Genomic DNA, 20,085 nt, shown 5'->3' on the forward strand with positions numbered 1-20,085 from the left:
GGCGCACTGGCCACCATCAAGAGCGGCGACGACTTCGACAAGGACGACAAAAAGTTCGACCCGGAGACCTACAAGGACTCCTCGGGCTCCGGCTCCGGCAAGGACGACTCGGGCTCCGGCTCAGGCAAGGACGACTCCGGCTACGGCTCCGGCTCCGGCAAGGACGACTCCGGCTCCGGCTACGGCAACGACGACTCGGACTCCGGCTACGGCAAGCCCAGCGGCGGCATCCACACCGGCGGCGGCGCGCTCTCCGCGCCGGGTATGACGGCCGGCGGCCTGGCGGTCCTGGCAGTCGGCGCCGCGGGCGCGTACGCGCTGCGCCGCAGGAACGCGGAAGGCGGTGTGTCGTGACCAATGCCTGACGACATAGCAGCCGGGGCCGCCGCCTGCACGCCTCGCGGCGGCCCGGTTGGCTCTCCTACTCATTGCTGTGCCCGTACCTATAGCTGTGCCCGCTCTGCTGCCCTGTCCTAGTGAGGTGGTGCCCGATGGCATCCCGGTTGTCCTCCCCCGCCGAGACCGAGTCCGGGCCGCCCGGTCAGGGCTCGCGGCCTCGCGTGCCGTTGATCGTGTGGTGCATCGGAATCCTGGTGCTGGCGCTGAGCCTGCTCGGCAGCCATGACAACGCGACCCACGCCTCGTCCAAGCCTTATTCCGCGGCGGCGCCCGCGCAGTCCTCCTTGTCGGCCGCGCGACCCGCGTCGAAGTCGAGAAAGCATCTGCCGCCGTCCGTGCCGACGCGGCTGCTCATCCCGAAGATCGAGGTGGACGCCCCGTTCACCGAGCTCACCGTCGGCCCGTCGGACCAGCTCCAGCCCCCGGACGCCGACGACGTGAACCTGGTCGGCTGGTATGCCGACGGCGTGACCCCGGGTGAGAAGGGTGCCGCGATCATCGCCGGGCATGTCGACACGACAACGGCACCGGCTGTGTTCGCCGGGCTCAGCGACCTGGAAAAGGGGGACAAGTTCGACGTCGAACGGGCAGACGGGCGTACGGCGCGTTTCGTGGTCGACAGTGCCGAGACCTTCGAGAAGGACGACTTCCCCGACCAGCGCGTGTACGCCGACACCCCCGACGCCCAGGTCCGGTTGATCACCTGCGCCGGTGACTACGACCACACCGCGAAGGACTACACCGAAAACCTGGTGGTCTTCGCCCACCTCCTCTGAACCGAAGTCACGTCAGCGGGTGCCCGGGACTCCGTGCTCGCGCAGCGGCCCGATCTCCCAGCCATGAGCCTCGCAGGTATCGAGGATGCGGGGCAGGGCGGCGAGGGTGGTGCGCCACGAGCCGGGCGTGGAGGTGCAGTCGGAGTCGTGCAGCAGGAGGGTGCCGCCGCCGGAGAGGTCGCGGGTGACGGTGCGGTGGACCGACTCCGGTGTGGCCCGTTTGCGCCAGTCCTCGCCCCAGGCCGTCCACAGGACCGGGGTCAGCCCGAGACGGCGGCAGGCGAGATGGGACGACGTGTTCATCACCCCGTACGGCGGCCGGAACAGGGCAGGCGGGCGGCCGATGACGTCGGCCACGGCGTCACGGGCGCGGGCGAGGTCGTCGTACGTGGCACGGGGGCCGCGCAGCAGCAGCGGGCGGTGGTGCCAGCCGTGGATGCCGATCTCGTGCCCCTCGGCGGCCAACTCCTTGGCCAGGCCGGGTGAGTGGGCCAGCATCGAGCCGAGGAGGAAGAACGTGGCGCGGACCCCTCGGGCGTCCAGCAGGCGCAGGAAGTGCGGGGTGGAGAGGTGGTCGGGGCCGTCGTCGAAGGTGAGGGCCACGTGGTCGGGACGGCCGCGTCCGGCCAGCCGGGGCATGGTCCGGTTGCGCAGCGGGCCGAAGGTGGAGATCACCGGTGCGGCGTGGAGGGCGGCGAGCGCGGGCAGGGCCATCGCCCCGGCCCGCCCGGCGGTGCGCGCCAGTTGACCTGGTCTCATCGGCCGTCGTCTTCCAAGTAGTGGGTGAGCGCGCCGAGGTGGTGGCCGGGGGCTTCACTGATGGCGTCGGCGAGCGGGGCACCGATGCCCATCGACACGGTGGCCGCCACGGCGGCGGTCATAAGGATCATCCGACGCCGGGCCTGACGGGGCGTCGCCCCGAGCCGGGCGACGGCGACCGGGTTCGCCCGCGACCCGAGCCGGGCGACGGCGACCGGGTCCCCCAGCACCTCCGACGGCACGTCCACCTGCCGCCCCGGCATCCCCAGCCGTCCGGCCGACAACCGGCGGCGCGTCTGCGGCGGAATGGCCGACAACCGGCGTGGCACCCGCGGCGGTACGGCCGACAGCGGGCGGCGGGCCAGTGCGGCGACGGTCTGCGCGGGCCCGGACGCCGCGGAGGTGTACAGGGCGAGGCCCGCCGCGCGCTGCTCCTGGCCGCGCGGGCCGTGCAGGAGTTCGGTCAGTGTCGGCGCCAGGTCGTGCGGCTCGCGGATCCAGGGGGCCAGGCCCGCCTCGTCGAGCGCGGCGGCGTTGGTCTGGCCGTGGCCGGGGATGCAGCGGTAGCTGACGACCGGGAGTCCGCTGGCGAGCGCCTCGAGCGAGGTGAGCCCGCCCGCGTTCTGGACGAGGACGTCGCAGGCGTGCATCAGGCCGGGCATGTCGTCGACCCACTCGTGGACGTGGGGGATGCCGTCGGCGCGCAGCCGCTCGGCGAGCGCGTGGTTGCGTCCGCACACCACGACCGGCAGCGCGACCCCGGTTTCGAGGATCTCGGCGGCGGCCTCCCGTACCGGGCCGACTCCCCACGAACCGGCGACCAGCAGGGCCAGCGGCGCGTCCTCGGGCAGGTCGAAGCGGGCGCGGGCGGCGCGCCGGTCGTCGTCGGTGGCCGGGGTGAACCGCGGGTCGGTCATCGGGCCGGTCACGGTGACGCCCGCGGCGCCCTGCTCGTGCGCCTGGGCGGCGGGTATCGCGTGGGCCGCGAGGTGGGCGTCCATGCCGGGTGCCACCCAGAGGGAGTGGACGGAGAAGTCGGTGAGGTAGGTGGCGGCCGGTATCGCGAGCCGGCCGCGCAGCCGCAGGGCGCCCAGGACCTGACTGGCACCGGGGTAGGTGGAGACGACCGCGCGGGTGTCGGGGGTGACGGTGGCCAGGGTGCGGCGTTCCGCACCGCGCAGCAGGGCCCGTACCGCGAGACTGGGACGCCGGTCGTGCTCGGTGGCGGCGTAGATGCGCTGATAGCCGGCGGGGGCCCAGGTCAGCAGCCGGTGGTAGGCGCCGCAGAGCAGCTTGCCAATGCCGGCGGGCAGCAGGTCGAGGAAGTCGTGCCGGTCGACGAGGAAGCCCGCCGCCGTGAGATGGCGGGTGAGTTCGGTCGCGGCACCGTCGTGCCCGGCTCCCATGCCGGCGGATATGACGGCGATCCGCCGCGGGCCCGGGCCGCCGAGGTCCACGGAGAACGGCGCACCCGCCTGTCCGTCCGCCGGATTGTCGAGGTAGGGCACAGCGGATCAGCCTCCGAAGTGATGAGGGTGCGACGGGGGTGCGGTGGGCGTGGCGGACAAAGCGGTCGGGCAGCGCGGTCGAGCAGGGGTGCGGGGTGACCGCCGTTCCTGGGGCCCACCTGGGGATACGGAGTTGATCCCGGCGTCCGCCCGGAGATACGGAGCTTTCCCCGGGGCACGCGCGCATGGCAGACTCGGACCACGGCAGCATTTACACCGCCGTAGAAGTTCTACACGACTGTAGAAGATGGGCGAGGGAACGACAAACCCCATGAGCGGCGATTCACAGGGACGGGGCTCGAAGCGGGCCAACGGCGAGCGGGAGGCCGAGATCCTCGCGCTCCTCCAGCAGGCCGATGGCGCACTGACCCCGGGCGAGGTCGCCGAACTCCTCGGTGGCGAGCTGACGTACAGCAGCGTGGTCACGATCCTCACCCGGATGCACACCAAGCAGCTGCTCAACCGCACCCGGCGCGGCCGCGCCTACGCCTACGCGCCCGTCACCGACGACCCCGGGTTCGCCGCCCGCCGGATGCGCACCGTCCTGGAGGAACGCCCCGACCGCGAGGCGGTCCTGGCCCGCTTCGCCGACAGCCTGTCCGACACGGACGCGGACCTGCTGCGCCAGCTGCTGGGCCCCGACGCGGACAGCGACCGGTAGAGGGGCCCGGCCGGATGCGCATCGCCGTCTATCTCCCGCTGCTGCTTTCCGTGATCGCCCCGCTCGGCGCCCGCCCGCTCGCCGAACGCTGCGAACCCCGGCTGGCCACCTGGCTGCTCACCGCCTCCGCGCTGATACTCGGCACGGCGACCACCATCTCCCTGGGACTGCTGGCCATCACCGGCCTGATCGACGTCCCGCTCCTCGCCACCCTCGGCCACTGGTCGGCACGCACCGCCCAGCTCTACGACCCCGCCGAACCGCCCGTCGCGCTCCTCGCCGGACTGCTGCTCGGCGTCGCGCTGTTCACGGCGGGCCGCATGCTCTTCCGCCGCGCCCGGTCGCTCGCCTCCGCCATGTGGGAGGCCGCGTGCATGCCCACGCCCAACGGTCTCGTGATCGTCGAGGACGACGCCCCGGACGCGTACGCGCTGCCCGGACTGCCCGGCCGTGTCGTCGTCTCCACGGGCATGCTGCGCACCCTGGACAAGGCCGAGCACGACATCCTGCTCGCCCACGAGCGCGCCCACCTGTCCTGCCACCACTACCTGTTCGTCTCCCTGGCCGGACTGGGCGCCGCCGCCAATCCCCTCCTGCGCCCCCTGGCCACCGCCGTCACCTACACCGTGGAACGCTGGGCCGACGAGCAGGCCGTCCACGCCACCGGTGACCGCACCCGGGTCGCCCGCGCGGTCGGCAAGGCGGCCCTGGCCGCCCACGGCACCCCCACAGCCCTGCGGCCCGCCACCCTCGGCTTCCGCGGCATCCTCGGCCGCCGGGGCCCGCTCGCCGCCGCGGGCCCGGTCCCCCGCCGCGTCGCCGCCCTCCTCGCCCCACCCCTCACCCGCCGCCCCGGCCTCACCCTCGCCACCACGGCGCTCCTGGCCCTCACCGTCGTCTCCACCGTCACGGCCACCAACGACCTCGACGAACTGCTGGAAGTGGTCGGCATCGCCCACCACGGTCCGCACCACCTCGGCGCCGCCCTCCCGACAGGGCACGCGGCTCACTGACGGTCCGCCCAACAGCCCGAACAGGCCGACAGACCAGGGCCGACAGACGACCAGGACCACATCCGAGCGGCCTCGATCCCGGCCGGCCACCACGGCGGTTCCCGGGTCACCCGGCTTCCGGCGCGTCCGCCACGACTTCCGCCCACACCGTCTTCCCGATGGGCTCACGGGGCGCCGTCCCCCAGCGCGCGGCGGGCTCCTGGACCGCGTTCATAAGCGAGTTGAAAGACCGTCACCGCGGCTGAGCCGAACCGATGGGCAGTCGACGGGGCACCGGTCCCGGTCGGCGGCCCGGAGGCGCCGAGCCCTCGTGCGCGGGGGTCCGGCGGGCCACGACGTCCCCCCAAGAACCAAATGAGGAAAGAACCAACCGCCCTCCCCCGCCCACCTGTTCACCCTCAGGAGTGACCCGGTTGCGATGAGTGGCGACGGAGGGTTACGTTCCCGGACGACAACTCCACACAGACGACGGCCCCCGGCCAGGACTGCAATCCTGATCGAGGGCCTGACCGTTCAGGAAGAATCGAGCTTCCCGATGGCTGAGCCGCAGTCTAACGCGCCCCTGCGCGTCGACGCCGGAGCACCGACATCCGGCGTGATCCACGTCCGTACCCGCCTCACCGCCAACTTCACCGTGATCGCCAACGCCCTTGCGCAGCGCGGCGGTAGCGCGGTGACCGTCGGTGTCGCGGCCTACATCCTCTCGCTGCCCGACGGAGCCCTCGTCAGCATCAGCGCGCTCTGCGCCCACTTCGACGAAGGGGAGATCCTCATCTCCCGGGCGCTACGGGAGTTGGAGGCCTCCGGACACCTGGAGCGGCGGCGCGAGCGCGGGCCCGACGGTCAGGTGCGTACGCGGACCTACTTCTACGACGTACCGCATGGCCAGGGGCAACCGACCCCACCGCCCGACCGGCCGGTCCGGCCGATCCAGGCGATCCAGGCGGTCCAGCCGGTCCAGCCGGTCCAGCCACGGAAATCCACCGCCGAAGGCCCACCGGCACACGCACCCCGCCCCAGCGCGCCACCCGCACCCACCGCCGACGGCCTCTCACCGGCCGCTCCCTCACCCGGCGCACCGGCCTCACCCGCCCCCGCCACATCACCCTCGCCCGCCGCACCGGCCTCGCCCGGGGCAGGAACCGCGTCGCCGCCTCCCCCACTGGGCCTCGACGACGCCGACCCCCAGGCCGTCGTCATCCTCTCCTCGCTGCGGATCGTCGACCGCAGGCTGATCCTGTCCCGCCGTGAGGTCGCCGAGCTGGCGCCAACCGTCGCCGACTGGGCGCTGCGTCCCTCGGCCACGCAGTCGGCCAGCTCACCGGCGAGATACGAGTCCCGCACCGCCGCCGTCGGCCAGACAAGACGCGGTGGTGCATTCCATACGGCAGGATCGGTCATGCGGTCAGTTTCGGGGCAACGCCGCGCGGCGGGCGAAGAGTTCTTCCGCCGCAGACTGAGCCTCCAACCGCACCCGTTCGGTGTCGATGCTCAACACCTCACCGCCCGCGACCAGTTGACGGCCGTCCACCCACACGTGGTCGACGTCCGCCGCGCCCGAGGAGAACACCAGGTGTGCGACCGCGTTGAAGTCCTCGCCGTGCAGGAGGGGGGTGGTGTGGAGCTTGCGAAGGTCGACGGTGACGATGTCGGCCTTCTTGCCCGGCTCCAGGGAACCCGTCACGGAGTCCAGGCCCAGGGCTCGGGCGCCCTCCAGGGTGGCCATCGTCAGGATGTCCCACGGGTCACCCGTCGTCGGGTCGAGCGTGGAGACCTTCTGCAGCAGCGAGGCGAACTTCATCTCCTCCAGGAGGTCCAGGTTGTTGTTCTCCTTCTCGCCGTCGCTGCCCAGGCCCACCGCGATGCCCTTGCGGCGCATGTCGATGACGCGGGCCGGGCCCGAGGAGAGCTTCATGTTGGAGCACGGGCAGTGCGCGACGCTGGTGCCGGTCTGCGCGAGGAGTTCGATCTCGCGGTCGTCCAGCCAGACGCAGTGGGCGACGACCGTGCGCGGGCCGAGGATGCCCCGGTTGTAGAACTCCTCGATCGGGCGACGGCCGAACTGCCGCAGGGACTCCTCCACTTCCCAGATCGTCTCGGAGGAGTGGGTGTGCAGGCCGGTGTCGTACTCGTCGGCGAGCGCGGCCGCCGCCTTGAAGGCCTCGGCGGAGCAGTAGAAGAGGTGCTCCAGACCCACCCAGGAGCGGACGCGGTCGTTCGCGTATGTGCGGTAGTGGTCGAGGAGGCGGCGGTTGGTTTCGAGGGTCTCGAAGTAGTCGTAGCCCGGCAGGTCCGCCACGTACGGGACCAGCGTCGCCCGGATGCCCACCCGTTCGGCCGCGTGCGCCGAACCCTCCATGTGGCGCCACATGTCCATCACCGAGGTCGTGCCCGCGCGTAGCGACTCCGTGTAGCAGAGCAGCGACGCCGCCTCGGCGATCTCGGGGGTGAGCGCCTTGTGGGCGGGGTCGACGTAGTCGCGCAGCCAGTCCCACAGGGACTTGGACTCGGCCGTGCCGCGCAACAGGCCCGAGTGGAGGTGGGTGTTGTGCAGGCCGGGGATCACGGCGTGGCCGGTGACGTCGACGACCTCAGCATCGGCCCCGTCCAGCTCCTCCACCGTGCCGACCGCGACGATCCTGCCGTCCTCGACGAGGACCGAACCGGGGTCGAGGACCGTCTTGCGGCCTTCGCAGGGAATGACGATGCCGTTGCGGATCAACGTACGGGTGCGGGTCATGGGATGTCTCCTGACAAAGGCTTGCGGGTGGTCAGTTCCAGAAGTCGGCGTGCACGGATTCCGCCCGCTCCCGCAGGCACGGTCCGACCACCTCGACCGGCCGCTGCCCGGCCGCGAACACCTCGCGGCAGGGCAGCGCCATCGTCGGGTTCTCCTCGTTCGCGCCGGTGAGGGCGAGGAGTTCGTCCTCCCCGAGGGCGTAGACGACCCGCCCGATGCCGCTCCAGTACACGGCTCCCGCGCACATCGCGCAGGGTTCGGTGCTGGTGTAGAGCGTGGCCTCGGCCAGCTCCTCGCGGCGGTACGTCCGCGTCGCCAGCCGTACAAGATTGGTCTCGGCGTGGCCGGTCGCGTCCCGCTCCGTCACCACCGTGTTGCCCGCCTCCAGGACCGCCGAGCCGTCGAGGACGAGCAGCGAGCCGAAGGGATGGTTGCCGTCCCGGCGGGCGCGGGCGGCGAGTTCGATCGCCCGGGTCAGGAACTTCTCGTCTGCGGGTGTGGGGTGCACTGCGGCTCCTTCGAGGGATCAACTGTCGTACGGGAATGGGTTATTCGGCGGCCACCGGCACCCGGGGCTCCACGGCCGCGACCGGTGCCGGACGCCACGCCGCCAGCCCCGCGTACGCCGCTCCCGCCACCGCGAACCCCACGAACAGCCCCAGCGGGCCGATCGCCGGGTGGGCCTCGGCGAGCGGGCCGGTGTAGAAGGACTGGTTCATGAAGGGGATCTCGACGAGGAGCGCGAGCAGCACCGCCGGGAGCCCCCAGCCGAAGCGGTGACCGACGTCGTACAGCTGATGGAGTCCGTAGGTGCCGCGCTCGCGCCACCAGTACGCGGCGATGGTCACCGCGGCCCAGGGGGCCAGCCAGTAGCCGGTCATGAGGAGGAAGTCCTGGAGCTGCTGGGCGAAGTCGCCGTGTCCGGCGTACCAGGACAGGGCCGTTCCGAGGCCGCCGACGACCAGGACCGACACCCAGCGCGGGATGGTGAACCCGGCGACGAGCGCGGCCATCGCGCCCGAGTACAGGTCGATGACGGTCGAGGCGAGCGTCGACAGGAGGAGCGAGAGGAGCACGACGGTGCCGAGGGCGTCCGGCAGCAGGCCGCTCACCATCGAGCTCGGGTTGTCCACCGCGCCCGCCGTGCCGATCGCCGCGCCCAGGGCGCCGATCCACACCCCGGCGACCGCGCTGCCGCCGCCCGCCGCGAGGAAGACCCGCTTCGGCGCGGAGCCGGCCGGGAGGTAGCGGCTGTAGTCGGAGGCGTACGCGGACCAGCCGATGACACGGGCCGCGGTGACCGCGACGACGAGCAGGAACGCGGCGGTGGTCCCGGCGAAGGGCTTGACCGGAGCGGCGGCGTGCGCGTCGCCGAAGCCGTACACCGACACGACCGCGAAGACGACGACCAGGAGGACGGCGAGGGCGCGCTCCACATAGTGGATCATCCGGTAGCCGATGACCGCGATCGCCAGCTGGGCCGCGGCCATGAGCAGGAGGGCGGGCGCGAAGCCCATGCCCGTCAGATCGCGCAGGATGAAGATGCCGAGCAGGGTGTCGACCACGCACCAGCCGACGCCGTTGACGACGGTGAACGCGGCGGAGGGAAGATTGCCGAGACGCCCGAACGGGCCCCGGGACTGGATGAGTTGAAGGACCCCGGTGAGCGGGCCGCGGGTGGAGAACAGGCCTACCAGAGCCGAGCTGAGCAGGGTGCCGAGCGTGACGGCGAGGATCGCCGGAAGCAGGTCGAGGCCGAAGACGGACGTCGACAGGGCGCCCACGCTGAGCGTCGCGAACTGCACGTTCGCGCCGAACCACAGCGTGAACAGGGACCAGGGGCGGCCGTGTCTGCGGTCGGGCGGTACGGGTTCGGCACCGGCCTGCTCGACACTGAAGGGCTTCTCGGCCGGAGCGGACGGGGTGGGTTCGGCGCGCACGGCGGTCTCCTCACGGAAGGGGGCATGCGGCTCGGGCGGGGTGCCCCTCAGTGAACTCGCCGCGCGGTGTGCGGGGACCTGCACCGCCCTACAAGAGGACAGGCGGCAGAGGAGGCCTCGGCCTGTACTGTTCTCCAAACCCCGTGCCCGCCGGTGTGCACGTCCGTAACACACATCGAAGGGACGACCACCGATGCTGCTGACCGAACTCCTCGGCATACCCCGCCTCGGACTCGTCCCCGTCACGCCGGGCGGCTCCCGCACCCCCCACGTCCGCGGCGTCTACACCACCGACCTCCCCGACCCCGGCCGCTACCTCGACGGCGGGGAACTCGTCCTCACCTCCACCACCTGGTACCGGGAGCCGCGCGACGCCGACGTGTTCGTGGCCGCGCTCGCGGGCGCGGGCGCCGCCGCGCTGGTCGCCGGTACGGCCGGGATCGGCACGCTCCCCGGCGCGCTCGCGCAGGCCTGCGAGCGGCACGGGCTCGCGCTGTTCACGGTCGGCGACGACGTGTCGTACGCCGCCCTCACCGACACCGTCCTCGCCGCGCTCGCCGGCCCCGCCCGCCGTTCACCGGGCGCGGACCTGCACCGCGGGCTGGTCGCCAGCATGGCGTCCGGGGCGGGGCCCGAGGGGCTGGTCGAGGTGTTCGCGCGGGCCACCGGCGTGTGGTGCGCGGTGCTGTCCGCGACGGGACGGCCCACGGCCGGTGGCGTGCCCGAGGTGACCGGCCGCCACCTGGAGCGGGCGCACCGCGACGCGCTCGCCGCGGGCACCTTCCCCTCCGTGCAGCCCGTGCCCGGCGGCGGTCACCTCACCTTCTTCCCCGTGCAGTCCCCGGTCGCCCACCGCCCGCCCGCCGCCTACCTCGCCGCGGCCGGCGACTTCCGCGACTGGGCGCCCGGCGTCGCGGACGCCGCCGCCGAGGTGTGCGCACTGCTCGCGATGGACCGGGTGGCCCGCCAGGAACGCCGCCGTATCGAGGAACGCTTCCTGCGCGAGTCCGTCGATCTCGTCCGGGAGGGCCGCACCGACGCGGCCGAGGGACGGCTGCGCAGCCTCGGCCTCGACCCGGACGCGCCGCTCACCGCGGTGTACGTCAGCACGACCGGCAGCCCGTACGGCGCCGAGCTCGCGGCGGTCGTCCTGGAGGACGTCTTCGACCAGGTACCGGGGTGTTCGACACCGATCGCGGAGGACGAGGGGTATCTGATGCTGGCGCCGGCCGACGAGGACGGGGGTCGTTTCACGCCGGCACCGGCCGACGAGGCCGGGGGTCATGTCACGCCCGTACCGGTCGGCGAGGACGGGGGGCATGTGACGCCGGTGCCGGCCGGCGACGCGGACCACCACCGGTCCGCCATCGGTATCTCCGCCCGCCTCGAAGAAGCCGCCACCCGCCTCGCCCCCCTCCTCACCCACGGCCGGGCCGCCCTCGGCACCGGGAGCCCCGCCACCGGAGCGGCCGGGCTGCGCCGCTCCCTCGACGAGGCGCGGCACGCCCACCGCATCGCCTGCCTGGGCACCGGCACCGTCCGGACCGCGACGGGCGACGACCTCTCCTCGTACCTGCTGCTGCTCGCCTCCGTCCCCGACGACGTGCGCAGGCTCTACCGGGAGCGGCTCGTCGGGGTCCTGGAGCGGTACGACGCCGAGCACCGCAGCGATCTCGTGGGCACCCTGACCGCTTTCCTCGACGCGTCGGGCTCCTGGCACCGCTGTGCCGAGCAGCTCCACGTGCACGTCAACACCCTGCGCTACCGCCTCCAGCGGGTCGAGCAACTCACCGGCCACAGCCTGGCGACCCTGCGCGACCGCGTGGACTTCTGCCTGGCGCTCAGCATCACCTGACCGGGGGCCGATCCACATGGATCTCCCAGCATTCTTCCCGGGGTCTCCCACGGGCCGTCCCTAACGTGCGAAGCACCTCGTGGAGCCCAGTCTCAGTCATACACGGGGCGGCCCCCGGACTCCCACAGTGGAGGAGTCCGGGGCCTTCCGCATGGGCGGCTCTCAGGAAACCCCCAGACTTCTGCAAGCCGACGCTCATGAACGCGGGAGAGAGTCGGCGCCATGGCCGAGCACTCCGCGCCGCACTCCGCGCCCAAGAAGCGGCACCGGCTCCTCGTCGTGGAGGACGAGGCGAGCATCCGCACCCTGCTGGAATCCACCCTGCGGCTCACCGGCTACGAGGTGAGCAGCGCGGACTCCGGCGCGTCCGCGCTGCTGGAGATGGAGCGGTTCGGCCCCGATCTGGTGCTGCTCGACGTGATGCTGCCCGACCTGGACGGCTTCGCGGTCACGCGGGCGATGCGGGCGGCGGGCAAGGACACCCCCGTGCTCTTCCTGACGGCGCGCACCGACGTGTCCGACCGGATCGCCGGGCTGAGCGCCGGCGGTGACGACTATGTCACCAAGCCGTTCAGCCTCGAGGAGGTGCTGCTGCGGATCCAGGCGATCCTGCGCCGCACCAACGCCGAGGAGGCGGCGTCCGGCGCGGCGGGCGAGACGAACGTCCTGCTCTTCGCCGACCTCCGACTCGACGAGGATGCTTACGAAGTGCACCGCGCGGAGCGGTATGTTCCGCTCTCCCCCACCGAGTTCCATCTGCTCGCCTATCTCATGGCCAACGCCAACCGGGTGCTGAGCCGGACGCAGATCGTGCAGCACGTGTGGGGCTACGACTTCGCCGGTGACGCCCGCATCGTCGAGACGTATGTGAAGTACCTGCGCAAGAAGATCGACTGCGTCGAGCCGTCGCTGATCCACACGGTCCGCGGGATCGGGTACTGCCTGCGGCTGCCGCGCGACCACCATCACGTCCAGGCCGCCGACCGGTGAAGAGGCCTTTCTCCGTGTGGCGGAAACAGCCCTTCTCCGTGCGGCGCACAAGCCTTGGGAGGTGCCGCGGCCCGCTCCGGCGCCCCACCTCCCTGCGCCGCCGTCTCGTCCTCGGCATCACCGTCGTCGCCACCGCCGCGGTGCTGGCCGCCGAGGTCGTCGGCTTCGTCGTGCTGCGTTCCTGGCTGATGGACAGCGTCGACGACCAGCTCACCGGCTACCGCACCCACCGCAAGGCGTACGAGGACGCGGTGAGCAAGCGGGGGTTCCCGAGCAGGTTCACCACGCCCGGATCCCTGCCCTCCGACTTCCGGGTCTACTTCTACGACTCCGACGGCCGCCTCCTGAGCGCCTCGCTCGGCGACCCGCAGCCGTCGGAGCCCGACCTGCCGTCCTCCGCCGGCGGCCTCCGTCTGACGGAGGGACAGCCCACGTCCGTGCCCGCCACCTCGGGGGGCGGCCACTGGCGGGTCGTGCTGCGGAACGGCCCGGACGGCATGAAGGCGGTCGTCGCGCTGCCCATGGACACCGTGGACGGCGCCACCTCCAAGATCCTCCTGGTGGACGGCGTACTGCTCGCCCTCACCGTCACCGGCGTGGTGCTGCTCGGCCGCTGGGTGGTACGGCTCGGGCTGCTCCCGCTGACCCGGATGGAACGCGCCGCCCAGGACATCACCGACGGCAACCTCGACCTGCGGCTGCCCGACACCGGCCCGCACACCGAGACGGGGCGGCTCGGAGGTGTCCTGAACACGATGCTCGAACGGCTCCAGGGTGCGCTGCGCGAACGTGAGGCCTCCGAGGCCAGGCTGCGCCGCTTCGTCGCCGACGCCGGCCACGAACTACGGACGCCGCTCACCACGATCCAGGGCTTCGCCGAACTCGCCCTGCGCCACGAGCGACAGCCCGCGGCGGGCCGACGCGAGGCGAACCGGCTGATCGCGCAGAACGCGGAGCGTATGAGCCTGCTCGTCGACGACCTCCAACTCCTCGCCAAGCTCGACCAGGAACCCGCCTACCGCCGGATGCCCGTCGACCTCCTTTCGCTGGCCGCCGACGCCGTCAGCGCCGCGGCCCTGAGCGCTCCGGGGCGTCCGATCGCCCTGGAGCCCCTCGCCATGGGTGCGGAGGAGCTGGAGCTGGCCGAGACCGTCGGCGATCCGCACCGTTTGCGGCAGGTCGTCGAGAACCTCCTGTCCAACGCGCGCACCCACACTCCTCCGGGCACCCCCGTGCACGTACGCGTAGGAACGGCCCGGACGGGCCCCGGCTCCGTCGGCGTGCACAGCCCCGGCCGCGCCAGCGCGTCACCGCCTCTGCCGTACGGCGCCCCCGTCAGCGTCCTGGAGATCGCCGACGAAGGTCCGGGCCTGGCCCCCGAGGACGCCCAGCGCGTCTTCGAACGCTTCTACCGTGTCGACCCGGCGCGCTCCCGTGACCAGGGCGGCAGCGGTCTCGGCCTCGCCATCGCCGCCGCCATCGCCCAGGGCCACGCCGGCCGCCTGGAACTGGACACCGCCCCCGGCCAGGGCTGCACGTTCCGGCTCGTCCTCCCGGGGAGGCCTGTTCCCTAGGGCCGCGTGGTGGTTTCTTCGCCCCCTCCGCCCCTGCCCGTCCCATCCTGGGGCTCCGCCCCAGACCCCGCTCCTCAAACGCCGGAGGGGCTGAACTCAGCCCGTCCGGCGTTTGAGGACAAGGCCGTCAGCTCTTCGCCACGAGTTCCCTGAGCGCGATGTTGAGTTCGAGGACGTTGACGGTGGGCTCGCCGATGAAGCCGAGGGCGCGGCCGGTGGTGTGCTCGTCGACGAGCTTGTGGACCTGGGCGACGGACAGGCCGTTCTTCTCCGCGATGCGGTGCACCTGGATGTCCGCGTAGTCCGGGGAGATGGCCGGGTCCAGGCCGGAGCCGGAGGACGTCACCGCGTCGGCGGGTACGTCGGAGGCCTTGACCTTGTAGTCCGGGGTCGAGTTGTCCTTGATGACCGCGACCTTGGCGTCCTTGACCCATTTGATCAGGTCGGCGTTGTCACCCGAACGGTTGGTGGCGCCGGACAGGATCAGGCTGTACTGGGTGTTGACGCTGTTGGTGCCGAGGCCGTTCTGCGGACGGCCCTGGAACCACTTGAGGTCGGGCTCCGGAGTCTCCTGGCCCTTCTTCAGCGGCAGGTTGTAGGCCTGGCCGATGAGGGAGGAGCCGACGACCTTGCCGTCCGCCTTGATCTCCGAGCCGTTCGCCTTGTCGGGGAAGATCCCCTGGGCGACGCCGGTGACGGCGAGCGGGTAGAGGACGCCCGTCACCACGGTGAGCACCAGGAGGGCTCGCAGGCCGGCCCAGAGCAACCGGGCAGTGTTCGTAACCGAGTTGTTCATGGTGATCAGCACGCTTTCAAAAAGTTACAGCCCGGGGATGAGGGAGATGACCAGGTCGATGATCTTGATGCCGATGAAGGGGGCGATCAGGCCGCCGATGCCGTAGATCCCGAGATTGCGCCGCAGCATCTTGTCTGCGCTCATCGGCCGGTACCGCACACCCCGCAGGGCGAGCGGCACCAACGCGATGATGATCAGCGCGTTGAAGATGACCGCGGACAGGATCGCGGAGTCGGGCGAGGACAGGTGCATGATGTTGAGCTTGTCCAGGCCCGGATAGACCGCCGCGAACAGCGCCGGGATGATCGCGAAGTACTTCGCGACGTCGTTGGCTATGGAGAACGTCGTCAGCGCGCCCCGGGTGATCAGCAACTGCTTGCCGATCTCCACGATCTCGATGAGCTTGGTGGGGTTGGAGTCCAGGTCCACCATGTTCCCGGCCTCCTTGGCGGCCGAGGTACCGGTGTTCATGGCCACACCCACGTCCGCCTGGGCCAGCGCGGGCGCGTCGTTCGTGCCGTCACCGGTCATCGCGACGAGCTTGCCGCCCGCCTGCTCCCGCTTGATGAGCGCCATCTTGTCCTCGGGAGTCGCCTCCGCGAGGAAGTCGTCGACGCCCGCCTCGTCGGCGATCGCCTTGGCCGTCAGCGGGTTGTCACCCGTGATCATGACGGTCTTGATGCCCATGCGGCGCAGCTCGTCGAACCGCTCGCGCATGCCTTCCTTGACAACGTCCTTGAGGTGGATGACGCCCAACACCCGGCCCCCGTCGGTGTCTTCGACGGCCACGAGCAGCGGCGTGCCGCCCGCCTCGGAGATCCGGTTGGCCAGGGTGTCGGCGTCCTGGGACACCTCGCCGCCCTGCTCCTGGACCCAGGCGATGACCGAACCGGCCGCGCCCTTGCGGATCTTGCGCCCGTCGACGTCCACACCCGACATCCGGGTCTGGGCGGTGAAGGCGATCCACTCGGCACCGGCCAGCTCACCCTGGTGCCGCTCGCGCAGCCCGTACTTCTCCTTCGCCAGCACGACGATGGAGCGGCCCTCGGGCGTCTCGTCGGCCAGCGACGACAGCTGGGCGGCGCCGGCGACCTCGGCCTCGGTGGTGCCGGTCACCGGCACGAACTCGGAGGCCTGGCGGTTGCCGAGGGTGATGGTGCCGGTCTTGTCGAGCAGCAGCGTGGAGACGTCACCGGCGGCCTCGACCGCGCGGCCCGACATCGCCAGGACGTTGCGCTGGACCAGCCGGTCCATGCCCGCGATACCGATGGCGGAGAGCAGCGCGCCGATCGTGGTCGGGATCAGGCAAACCAGCAGGGCCACCAGGACGACCATCGTGAGGTGCGTACCCGCGTAGTCCGCGAACGGCGGCAGGGTGGCGACGGCAAGGAGGAAGACGACGGTCAAAGAGGCCAGCAGGATGTTCAGCGCGATCTCGTTGGGCGTCTTCTGCCGTGCGGCGCCCTCGACCAGGGCGATCATCCGGTCGATGAAGGTCTCGCCCGGCTTCGTCGTGATCTTGATGACGATCCGGTCGGAGAGGACCTTCGTACCGCCGGTGACGGCACTGCGGTCGCCGCCGGACTCGCGGATGACCGGGGCCGACTCACCGGTGATCGCCGACTCGTCGACGCTCGCCACACCCTCGACGACGTCACCGTCGCCCGGGATGATGTCGCCCGCCTCGCAGACGACCAGGTCGCCGACCCGCAGCTCCGTGCCGGGGACTTGCTCTTCACGGTCCCCGACGAGCCGCCTGGCCACCGTGTCGGTCTTGGCCCTGCGCAGCGTGTCCGCCTGCGCCTTGCCACGGCCCTCGGCCACCGCCTCCGCCAGGTTGGCGAAGACGACGGTCAGCCACAGCCAGGCGCTGATCGCCCAGCCGAACCAGTCGCCCGGGTCCTTGAAGGAGAAGACCGTCGTAAGCACGGAACCGACCAACACCACGAACATCACGGGGGACTTGACCATCAGCCACGGGTCGAGCTTGCGGAAGGCGTCCGGCAGCGACTTGAGCAGCTGCTTGGGGTCGAAGAGACCCGCGCCCACACGTCCTTCGTCGGGCTTGTGGCCGGTCGGCACATCGCTGTGCGGCGCCCGGGTCGGAGTGGCTGTGGACATCGAGTCCTCTTGGTTCTCTGTACGAGTGGTCATGACGCCAGCCCCTCGGCCAGCGGACCCAGCGCGAGCGCCGGGAAGTAGGTCAGACCGGTGATGATCAGGATCGCGCCGACCAACAGACCGGTGAACAGCGGCCTTTCGGTGCGCAGGGTGCCCGCGGTGGCCGGGACCGGCTGCTGCTCGGCGAGCGAACCGGCCAGCGCGAGGACGAAGATCATCGGCACGAAGCGGCCGAGCAGCATCGCGAGGCCGATGGTGGTGTTGAACCACCGCGTGTCGACGTTCAGACCCGCGAAGGCCGAGCCGTTGTTGTTGGCGCCCGAGGAGTAGGCGTACAGGATCTCGGAGAATCCGTGCGCCCCGCTGTTGGTCATCGAGTGGCCCGGGGTGGGCAGCGCCATCGCCGCGGCGGTGAAGATGAGCACCAGCGCCGGGGTGATGAGGATGTAGCAGGCCGCGAACTTGATCTCGCGGGTGCCGATCTTCTTGCCCAGGTATTCGGGGGTGCGGCCGACCATCAGACCGGCGATGAACACCGCGATGATCGCCATGATCAGCATGCCGTAGAGGCCGGAGCCGGTACCACCGGGCGCGATCTCGCCCAGCTGCATGCCCAGCATGGTGATGCCGCCGCCGAGGCCGGTGAACGAGGAGTGGAAGGAGTCCACCGCGCCCGTCGAGGTCAGCGTCGTGGACACCGCGAAGATCGAGGAACCGCCGACGCCGATGCGGGTCTCCTTGCCCTCCATCGCGGCGCCGGCGATGTCGAACGCCGGGCCGTGGTGGGCGAACTCGGTCCACATCATCAGGGCGATGAAGCCGACCCAGATGGTCGCCATGGTGGCGAGGATCGCGTAGCCCTGCTTGAGGCTGCCGACCATGCGGCCGAAGGTGCGGGTCAGCGAGAACGGGATGACCAGGAGCAGGAAGATCTCGAAGAGGTTCGAGAACGGGGTGGGGTTCTCGAAGGGGTGGGCACTGTTGGCGTTGAAGTAACCGCCGCCGTTGGTGCCGACCTCCTTGATGGCCTCCTGCGAGGCGACCGCGCCGCCGTTCCACTGCTGCGAGCCGCCCATGAACTGGCCGACCGAGTGGATCCCGGCGAAGTTCTGGATCGCGCCGCAGGCGACCAGGATGATCGCGGCGACGACGGAGAGCGGCAGCAGGATGCGGACCGTGCCGCGCACCAGGTCGGCCCAGAAGTTGCCGAGCTCACCGGTGCGGATGGGGGTCCCCCCGCTCGAGCGAAGCCGAGAGTGGGGGAGGGAGAAGCCGCGTACGAGGGCCACCGCGACGGCGATACCGACCGCGGCGGAGACGAAGTTCTGCACCGCGAGGCCGGCGGTCTGCACGACGTGGCCCATGGCCTGCTCGCCGTAGTACGACTGCCAGTTGGTGTTCGTCACGAAGGACGCGGCGGTGTTGAACGCCTGGTCCGGGTCGATGGACTGGAACCCGAGCGAGCCGGGCAGGCGACCCTGGACGCGCTGAAGCACGTACAGGAAGAGGACACTGACCGCCGAGAAGGCGAGGACGCCGCGCAGGTACGCGGGCCAGCGCATCTCGGTGTTCGGGTTGGCGCCGATGCCCTTGTAGATCCACTTCTCGACGCGCAGGTGCTTGTCGGAGGCGTAGACCTTGGCCATGTAGTCGCCGAGGGGACGGTAGGCGAGTGCCAGTGCCGCTATGAGAGCGAGCAGCTGGAGCACGCCGGCGAGGACGGGGCTCATATCGGTGCTCAGAACCTCTCCGGGAAGACGAGGGCGAGGACGAGATAGCCCAGCAGGGCGACGGCCACGACGAGGCCGACGATGTTTTCGGCGGTCACAGCTTGGTCACCCCCTTGGCGACGAGGGCCACCAGCGCGAACACCGCGATCGTGGTGACGACGAAGGCCACGTCGGCCATCGTGAGCTCCTGGATGAGGTTCAGAAACGGATCGGACGGTTAGAGGAAAGCCCCTCCGTGGCCGGATTCGACCGCCGTTGACGGCTCCCTTACGGCGGCTCGTACGCCCTTGACGCATCCCTTACGGCCGAGGCCACGCGAGGTGCGCCGGGCGCGGCGGTCAGGACGGACATGGGACGCGGGCTCCTTCGCGTACGGCCGCGCGCGACGGCCTGGCACGGCCGCGGACAACGGCCTGGTACGGCCGCGTGCACGGCCTGTGAGCCCCCGCGCACGCGGGGAGGCGGTGCGCGGGCTCAGCCCAGGTTGTGCCCGCGTCCGGCCGCACCCGTACGCCTCTTGCGCGTTCCTCGCGCCGAACGCCCCGCCCTTGTCGAAACCTTGACGCCCCGGCCCATCAAAGACCCGTCAAGGCGTACTGCCTCCGGCCCTCCGGGTATCTACCGTCGGTCTTATGGGTCTCATGGAACGCCGCAGCGCCGCGGGCCGCCCGGTCGACGCCCCCGCCGCGGAAGTGGTGCACGACCGACTCTGGGCCAGGGACCTGCGCAGCTCGATCCGTTGCGCCGCCGCACTCCTCGCCCTCCTGCTGCTGATCGACCGGGTCGCCGGCACTCTCACGCCGCTGCGCGCCACGCTCTGGGTCACGCTCGCGGTGCTGCTGTTCCTGGTCCTCTACCCCACCCGGGTCGCCGCCGGTCAGGGCTGGCTGGCCTCGCGCGGGCTGCGGGGCACGCAGCGCGTGCGGACCGACCACCTGGTGTCGGTGCGCTGCCTGGACGGGGTCGGACAGCGGCTCGTGCTGCGGGACACCTTCGGCACTCGGCTCGAGATCGACCCCCGGGTCCTGGTCGCCAACCCCCCGCTGTGGCACCGCCTCGACGAGGACGCGCGGGTCTCCGCCCTGAGCGGCTCACTGACGTGCGGGGCGACCGCGCTGCGCCGGGTCTCGGAGCGGATCGACCGCGAGACGGCGCTCACGGTGTTCAAGGTGTCGGGGCTGGAGTAGCCCCGGGAGCCGCCGGGCGAGCGGCCCGCTCGGCCC

Annotated in this window: 16 protein-coding genes and 2 pseudogenes; 9 read left to right on the forward strand and 9 right to left on the reverse strand. The window is 71.4% G+C overall.

Translation table 11 applies throughout. The annotated features are described in order from the left end of the window. Both ACZ4WS_RS18425 and ACZ4WS_RS18430 read left to right on the forward strand, forming a co-directional pair. Positions 1–354: pseudogene (locus ACZ4WS_RS18425) on the forward strand (hypothetical protein); the annotation flags it as partial. Positions 355–491: 137 nt separating this feature from the next. After that, a complete protein-coding gene (locus tag ACZ4WS_RS18430; protein WP_467981561.1) occupies positions 492–1,175 on the forward strand; it encodes a class F sortase in 684 nt (227 codons plus the stop codon). A gap of 12 nt (positions 1,176–1,187) precedes the next feature. On the opposite strand, the gene ACZ4WS_RS18435 is transcribed toward ACZ4WS_RS18430, so the two are convergent. Then, on the reverse strand, positions 1,188–1,934 hold the full coding sequence (locus tag ACZ4WS_RS18435) for a polysaccharide deacetylase family protein (protein ID WP_467981562.1): 747 nt from the start codon (positions 1,932–1,934) through the stop codon (positions 1,188–1,190). Then, positions 1,931–3,442 carry an MGDG synthase family glycosyltransferase gene (locus tag ACZ4WS_RS18440; protein ID WP_467981564.1) on the reverse strand — a complete coding sequence of 504 codons (1,512 nt, stop codon included), beginning with the start codon at positions 3,440–3,442 and terminating at the stop codon, positions 1,931–1,933. The genes ACZ4WS_RS18435 and ACZ4WS_RS18440 overlap by 4 nt, the downstream gene beginning before the upstream one ends. A 271-nt stretch (positions 3,443–3,713) precedes the next feature. Between ACZ4WS_RS18440 and ACZ4WS_RS18445 the strand changes: the two genes are divergently transcribed. The 3 genes and pseudogenes from ACZ4WS_RS18445 to ACZ4WS_RS18455 all read left to right on the forward strand — a co-directional run. After that, complete coding sequence (locus tag ACZ4WS_RS18445; RefSeq protein ID WP_467981565.1) at positions 3,714–4,103, forward strand: BlaI/MecI/CopY family transcriptional regulator; 390 nt, start codon at positions 3,714–3,716, stop codon at positions 4,101–4,103. Positions 4,104–4,117: 14 nt separating this feature from the next. Then, the gene (locus ACZ4WS_RS18450) at positions 4,118–5,116 is read left to right on the forward strand and encodes a M56 family metallopeptidase (RefSeq protein ID WP_467981567.1); all 999 of its coding nucleotides are present in this window, start codon (positions 4,118–4,120) and stop codon (positions 5,114–5,116) included. A 535-nt stretch (positions 5,117–5,651) separates the two neighbouring features. Then, positions 5,652–6,401: pseudogene (locus ACZ4WS_RS18455) on the forward strand (hypothetical protein); the annotation flags it as partial. Between the two features lie 120 nt (positions 6,402–6,521). On the opposite strand, the gene ACZ4WS_RS18460 reads toward ACZ4WS_RS18455, so the two are convergent. From ACZ4WS_RS18460 to ACZ4WS_RS18470, 3 genes are read right to left on the reverse strand one after another with little or no spacing between them, the layout of a single operon-like run. Next, positions 6,522–7,856 carry an amidohydrolase family protein gene (locus ACZ4WS_RS18460; RefSeq protein WP_467981569.1) on the reverse strand — a complete coding sequence of 445 codons (1,335 nt, stop codon included), beginning with the start codon at positions 7,854–7,856 and terminating at the stop codon, positions 6,522–6,524. A 31-nt stretch (positions 7,857–7,887) separates the two neighbouring features. Beyond that, a complete protein-coding gene (locus ACZ4WS_RS18465; protein WP_467981571.1) occupies positions 7,888–8,364 on the reverse strand; it encodes a nucleoside deaminase in 477 nt (158 codons plus the stop codon). Positions 8,365–8,404: 40 nt separating this feature from the next. Next, positions 8,405–9,796 (reverse strand): purine-cytosine permease family protein, encoded by a 1,392-nt coding sequence (locus ACZ4WS_RS18470; protein ID WP_467981573.1) that lies wholly within the window; start codon positions 9,794–9,796, stop codon positions 8,405–8,407. A gap of 193 nt (positions 9,797–9,989) precedes the next feature. On the opposite strand from ACZ4WS_RS18470, the gene ACZ4WS_RS18475 reads away from it, so the two are divergent. The 3 genes from ACZ4WS_RS18475 to ACZ4WS_RS18485 all read left to right on the forward strand — a co-directional run bounded on the left by ACZ4WS_RS18475 (position 9,990) and on the right by ACZ4WS_RS18485 (position 14,215). Next, positions 9,990–11,651, forward strand: coding sequence for a helix-turn-helix domain-containing protein (locus ACZ4WS_RS18475; RefSeq protein ID WP_467981574.1), 1,662 nt, complete (start codon positions 9,990–9,992; stop codon positions 11,649–11,651). Positions 11,652–11,873: 222 nt separating this feature from the next. Continuing rightward, positions 11,874–12,641, forward strand: a complete 768-nt coding sequence (locus ACZ4WS_RS18480) for a response regulator transcription factor (protein WP_467981576.1) — start codon at positions 11,874–11,876, stop codon at positions 12,639–12,641. Positions 12,642–12,679: 38 nt separating this feature from the next. Continuing rightward, the gene (locus ACZ4WS_RS18485) at positions 12,680–14,215 is read left to right on the forward strand and encodes a sensor histidine kinase (RefSeq protein WP_467981578.1); all 1,536 of its coding nucleotides are present in this window, start codon (positions 12,680–12,682) and stop codon (positions 14,213–14,215) included. Between the two features lie 127 nt (positions 14,216–14,342). Here ACZ4WS_RS18485 and ACZ4WS_RS18490 read toward each other — a convergent pair whose 3' ends face one another. The 4 genes from ACZ4WS_RS18490 to kdpF are packed head-to-tail and all read right to left on the reverse strand — an operon-like array spanning position 14,343 to position 18,960. After that, on the reverse strand, positions 14,343–15,011 hold the full coding sequence (locus ACZ4WS_RS18490; RefSeq protein ID WP_467981580.1) for a potassium-transporting ATPase subunit C: 669 nt from the start codon (positions 15,009–15,011) through the stop codon (positions 14,343–14,345). 24 nt (positions 15,012–15,035) lie between these two features. Continuing rightward, complete coding sequence (gene kdpB, locus ACZ4WS_RS18495; RefSeq protein WP_467981582.1) at positions 15,036–17,165, reverse strand: potassium-transporting ATPase subunit KdpB; 2,130 nt, start codon at positions 17,163–17,165, stop codon at positions 15,036–15,038. Beyond that, positions 17,162–18,862, reverse strand: a complete 1,701-nt coding sequence (kdpA, locus tag ACZ4WS_RS18500; RefSeq protein WP_467981584.1) for a potassium-transporting ATPase subunit KdpA — start codon at positions 18,860–18,862, stop codon at positions 17,162–17,164. The genes kdpB and kdpA overlap by 4 nt, the downstream gene beginning before the upstream one ends. An 8-nt stretch (positions 18,863–18,870) precedes the next feature. Next, entirely contained in the window at positions 18,871–18,960 is a 90-nt protein-coding gene (kdpF, locus tag ACZ4WS_RS18505) for a K(+)-transporting ATPase subunit F (RefSeq protein ID WP_033264828.1), read from the reverse strand. 534 nt (positions 18,961–19,494) lie between these two features. Here kdpF and ACZ4WS_RS18510 point away from each other — a divergent pair. Continuing rightward, positions 19,495–20,049, forward strand: a complete 555-nt coding sequence (locus ACZ4WS_RS18510) for a hypothetical protein (protein WP_467981586.1) — start codon at positions 19,495–19,497, stop codon at positions 20,047–20,049. Positions 20,050–20,085 lie beyond the last annotated feature (36 nt).

It is taken from the genome of Streptomyces sp. NPDC029292, from assembly GCF_055569295.1.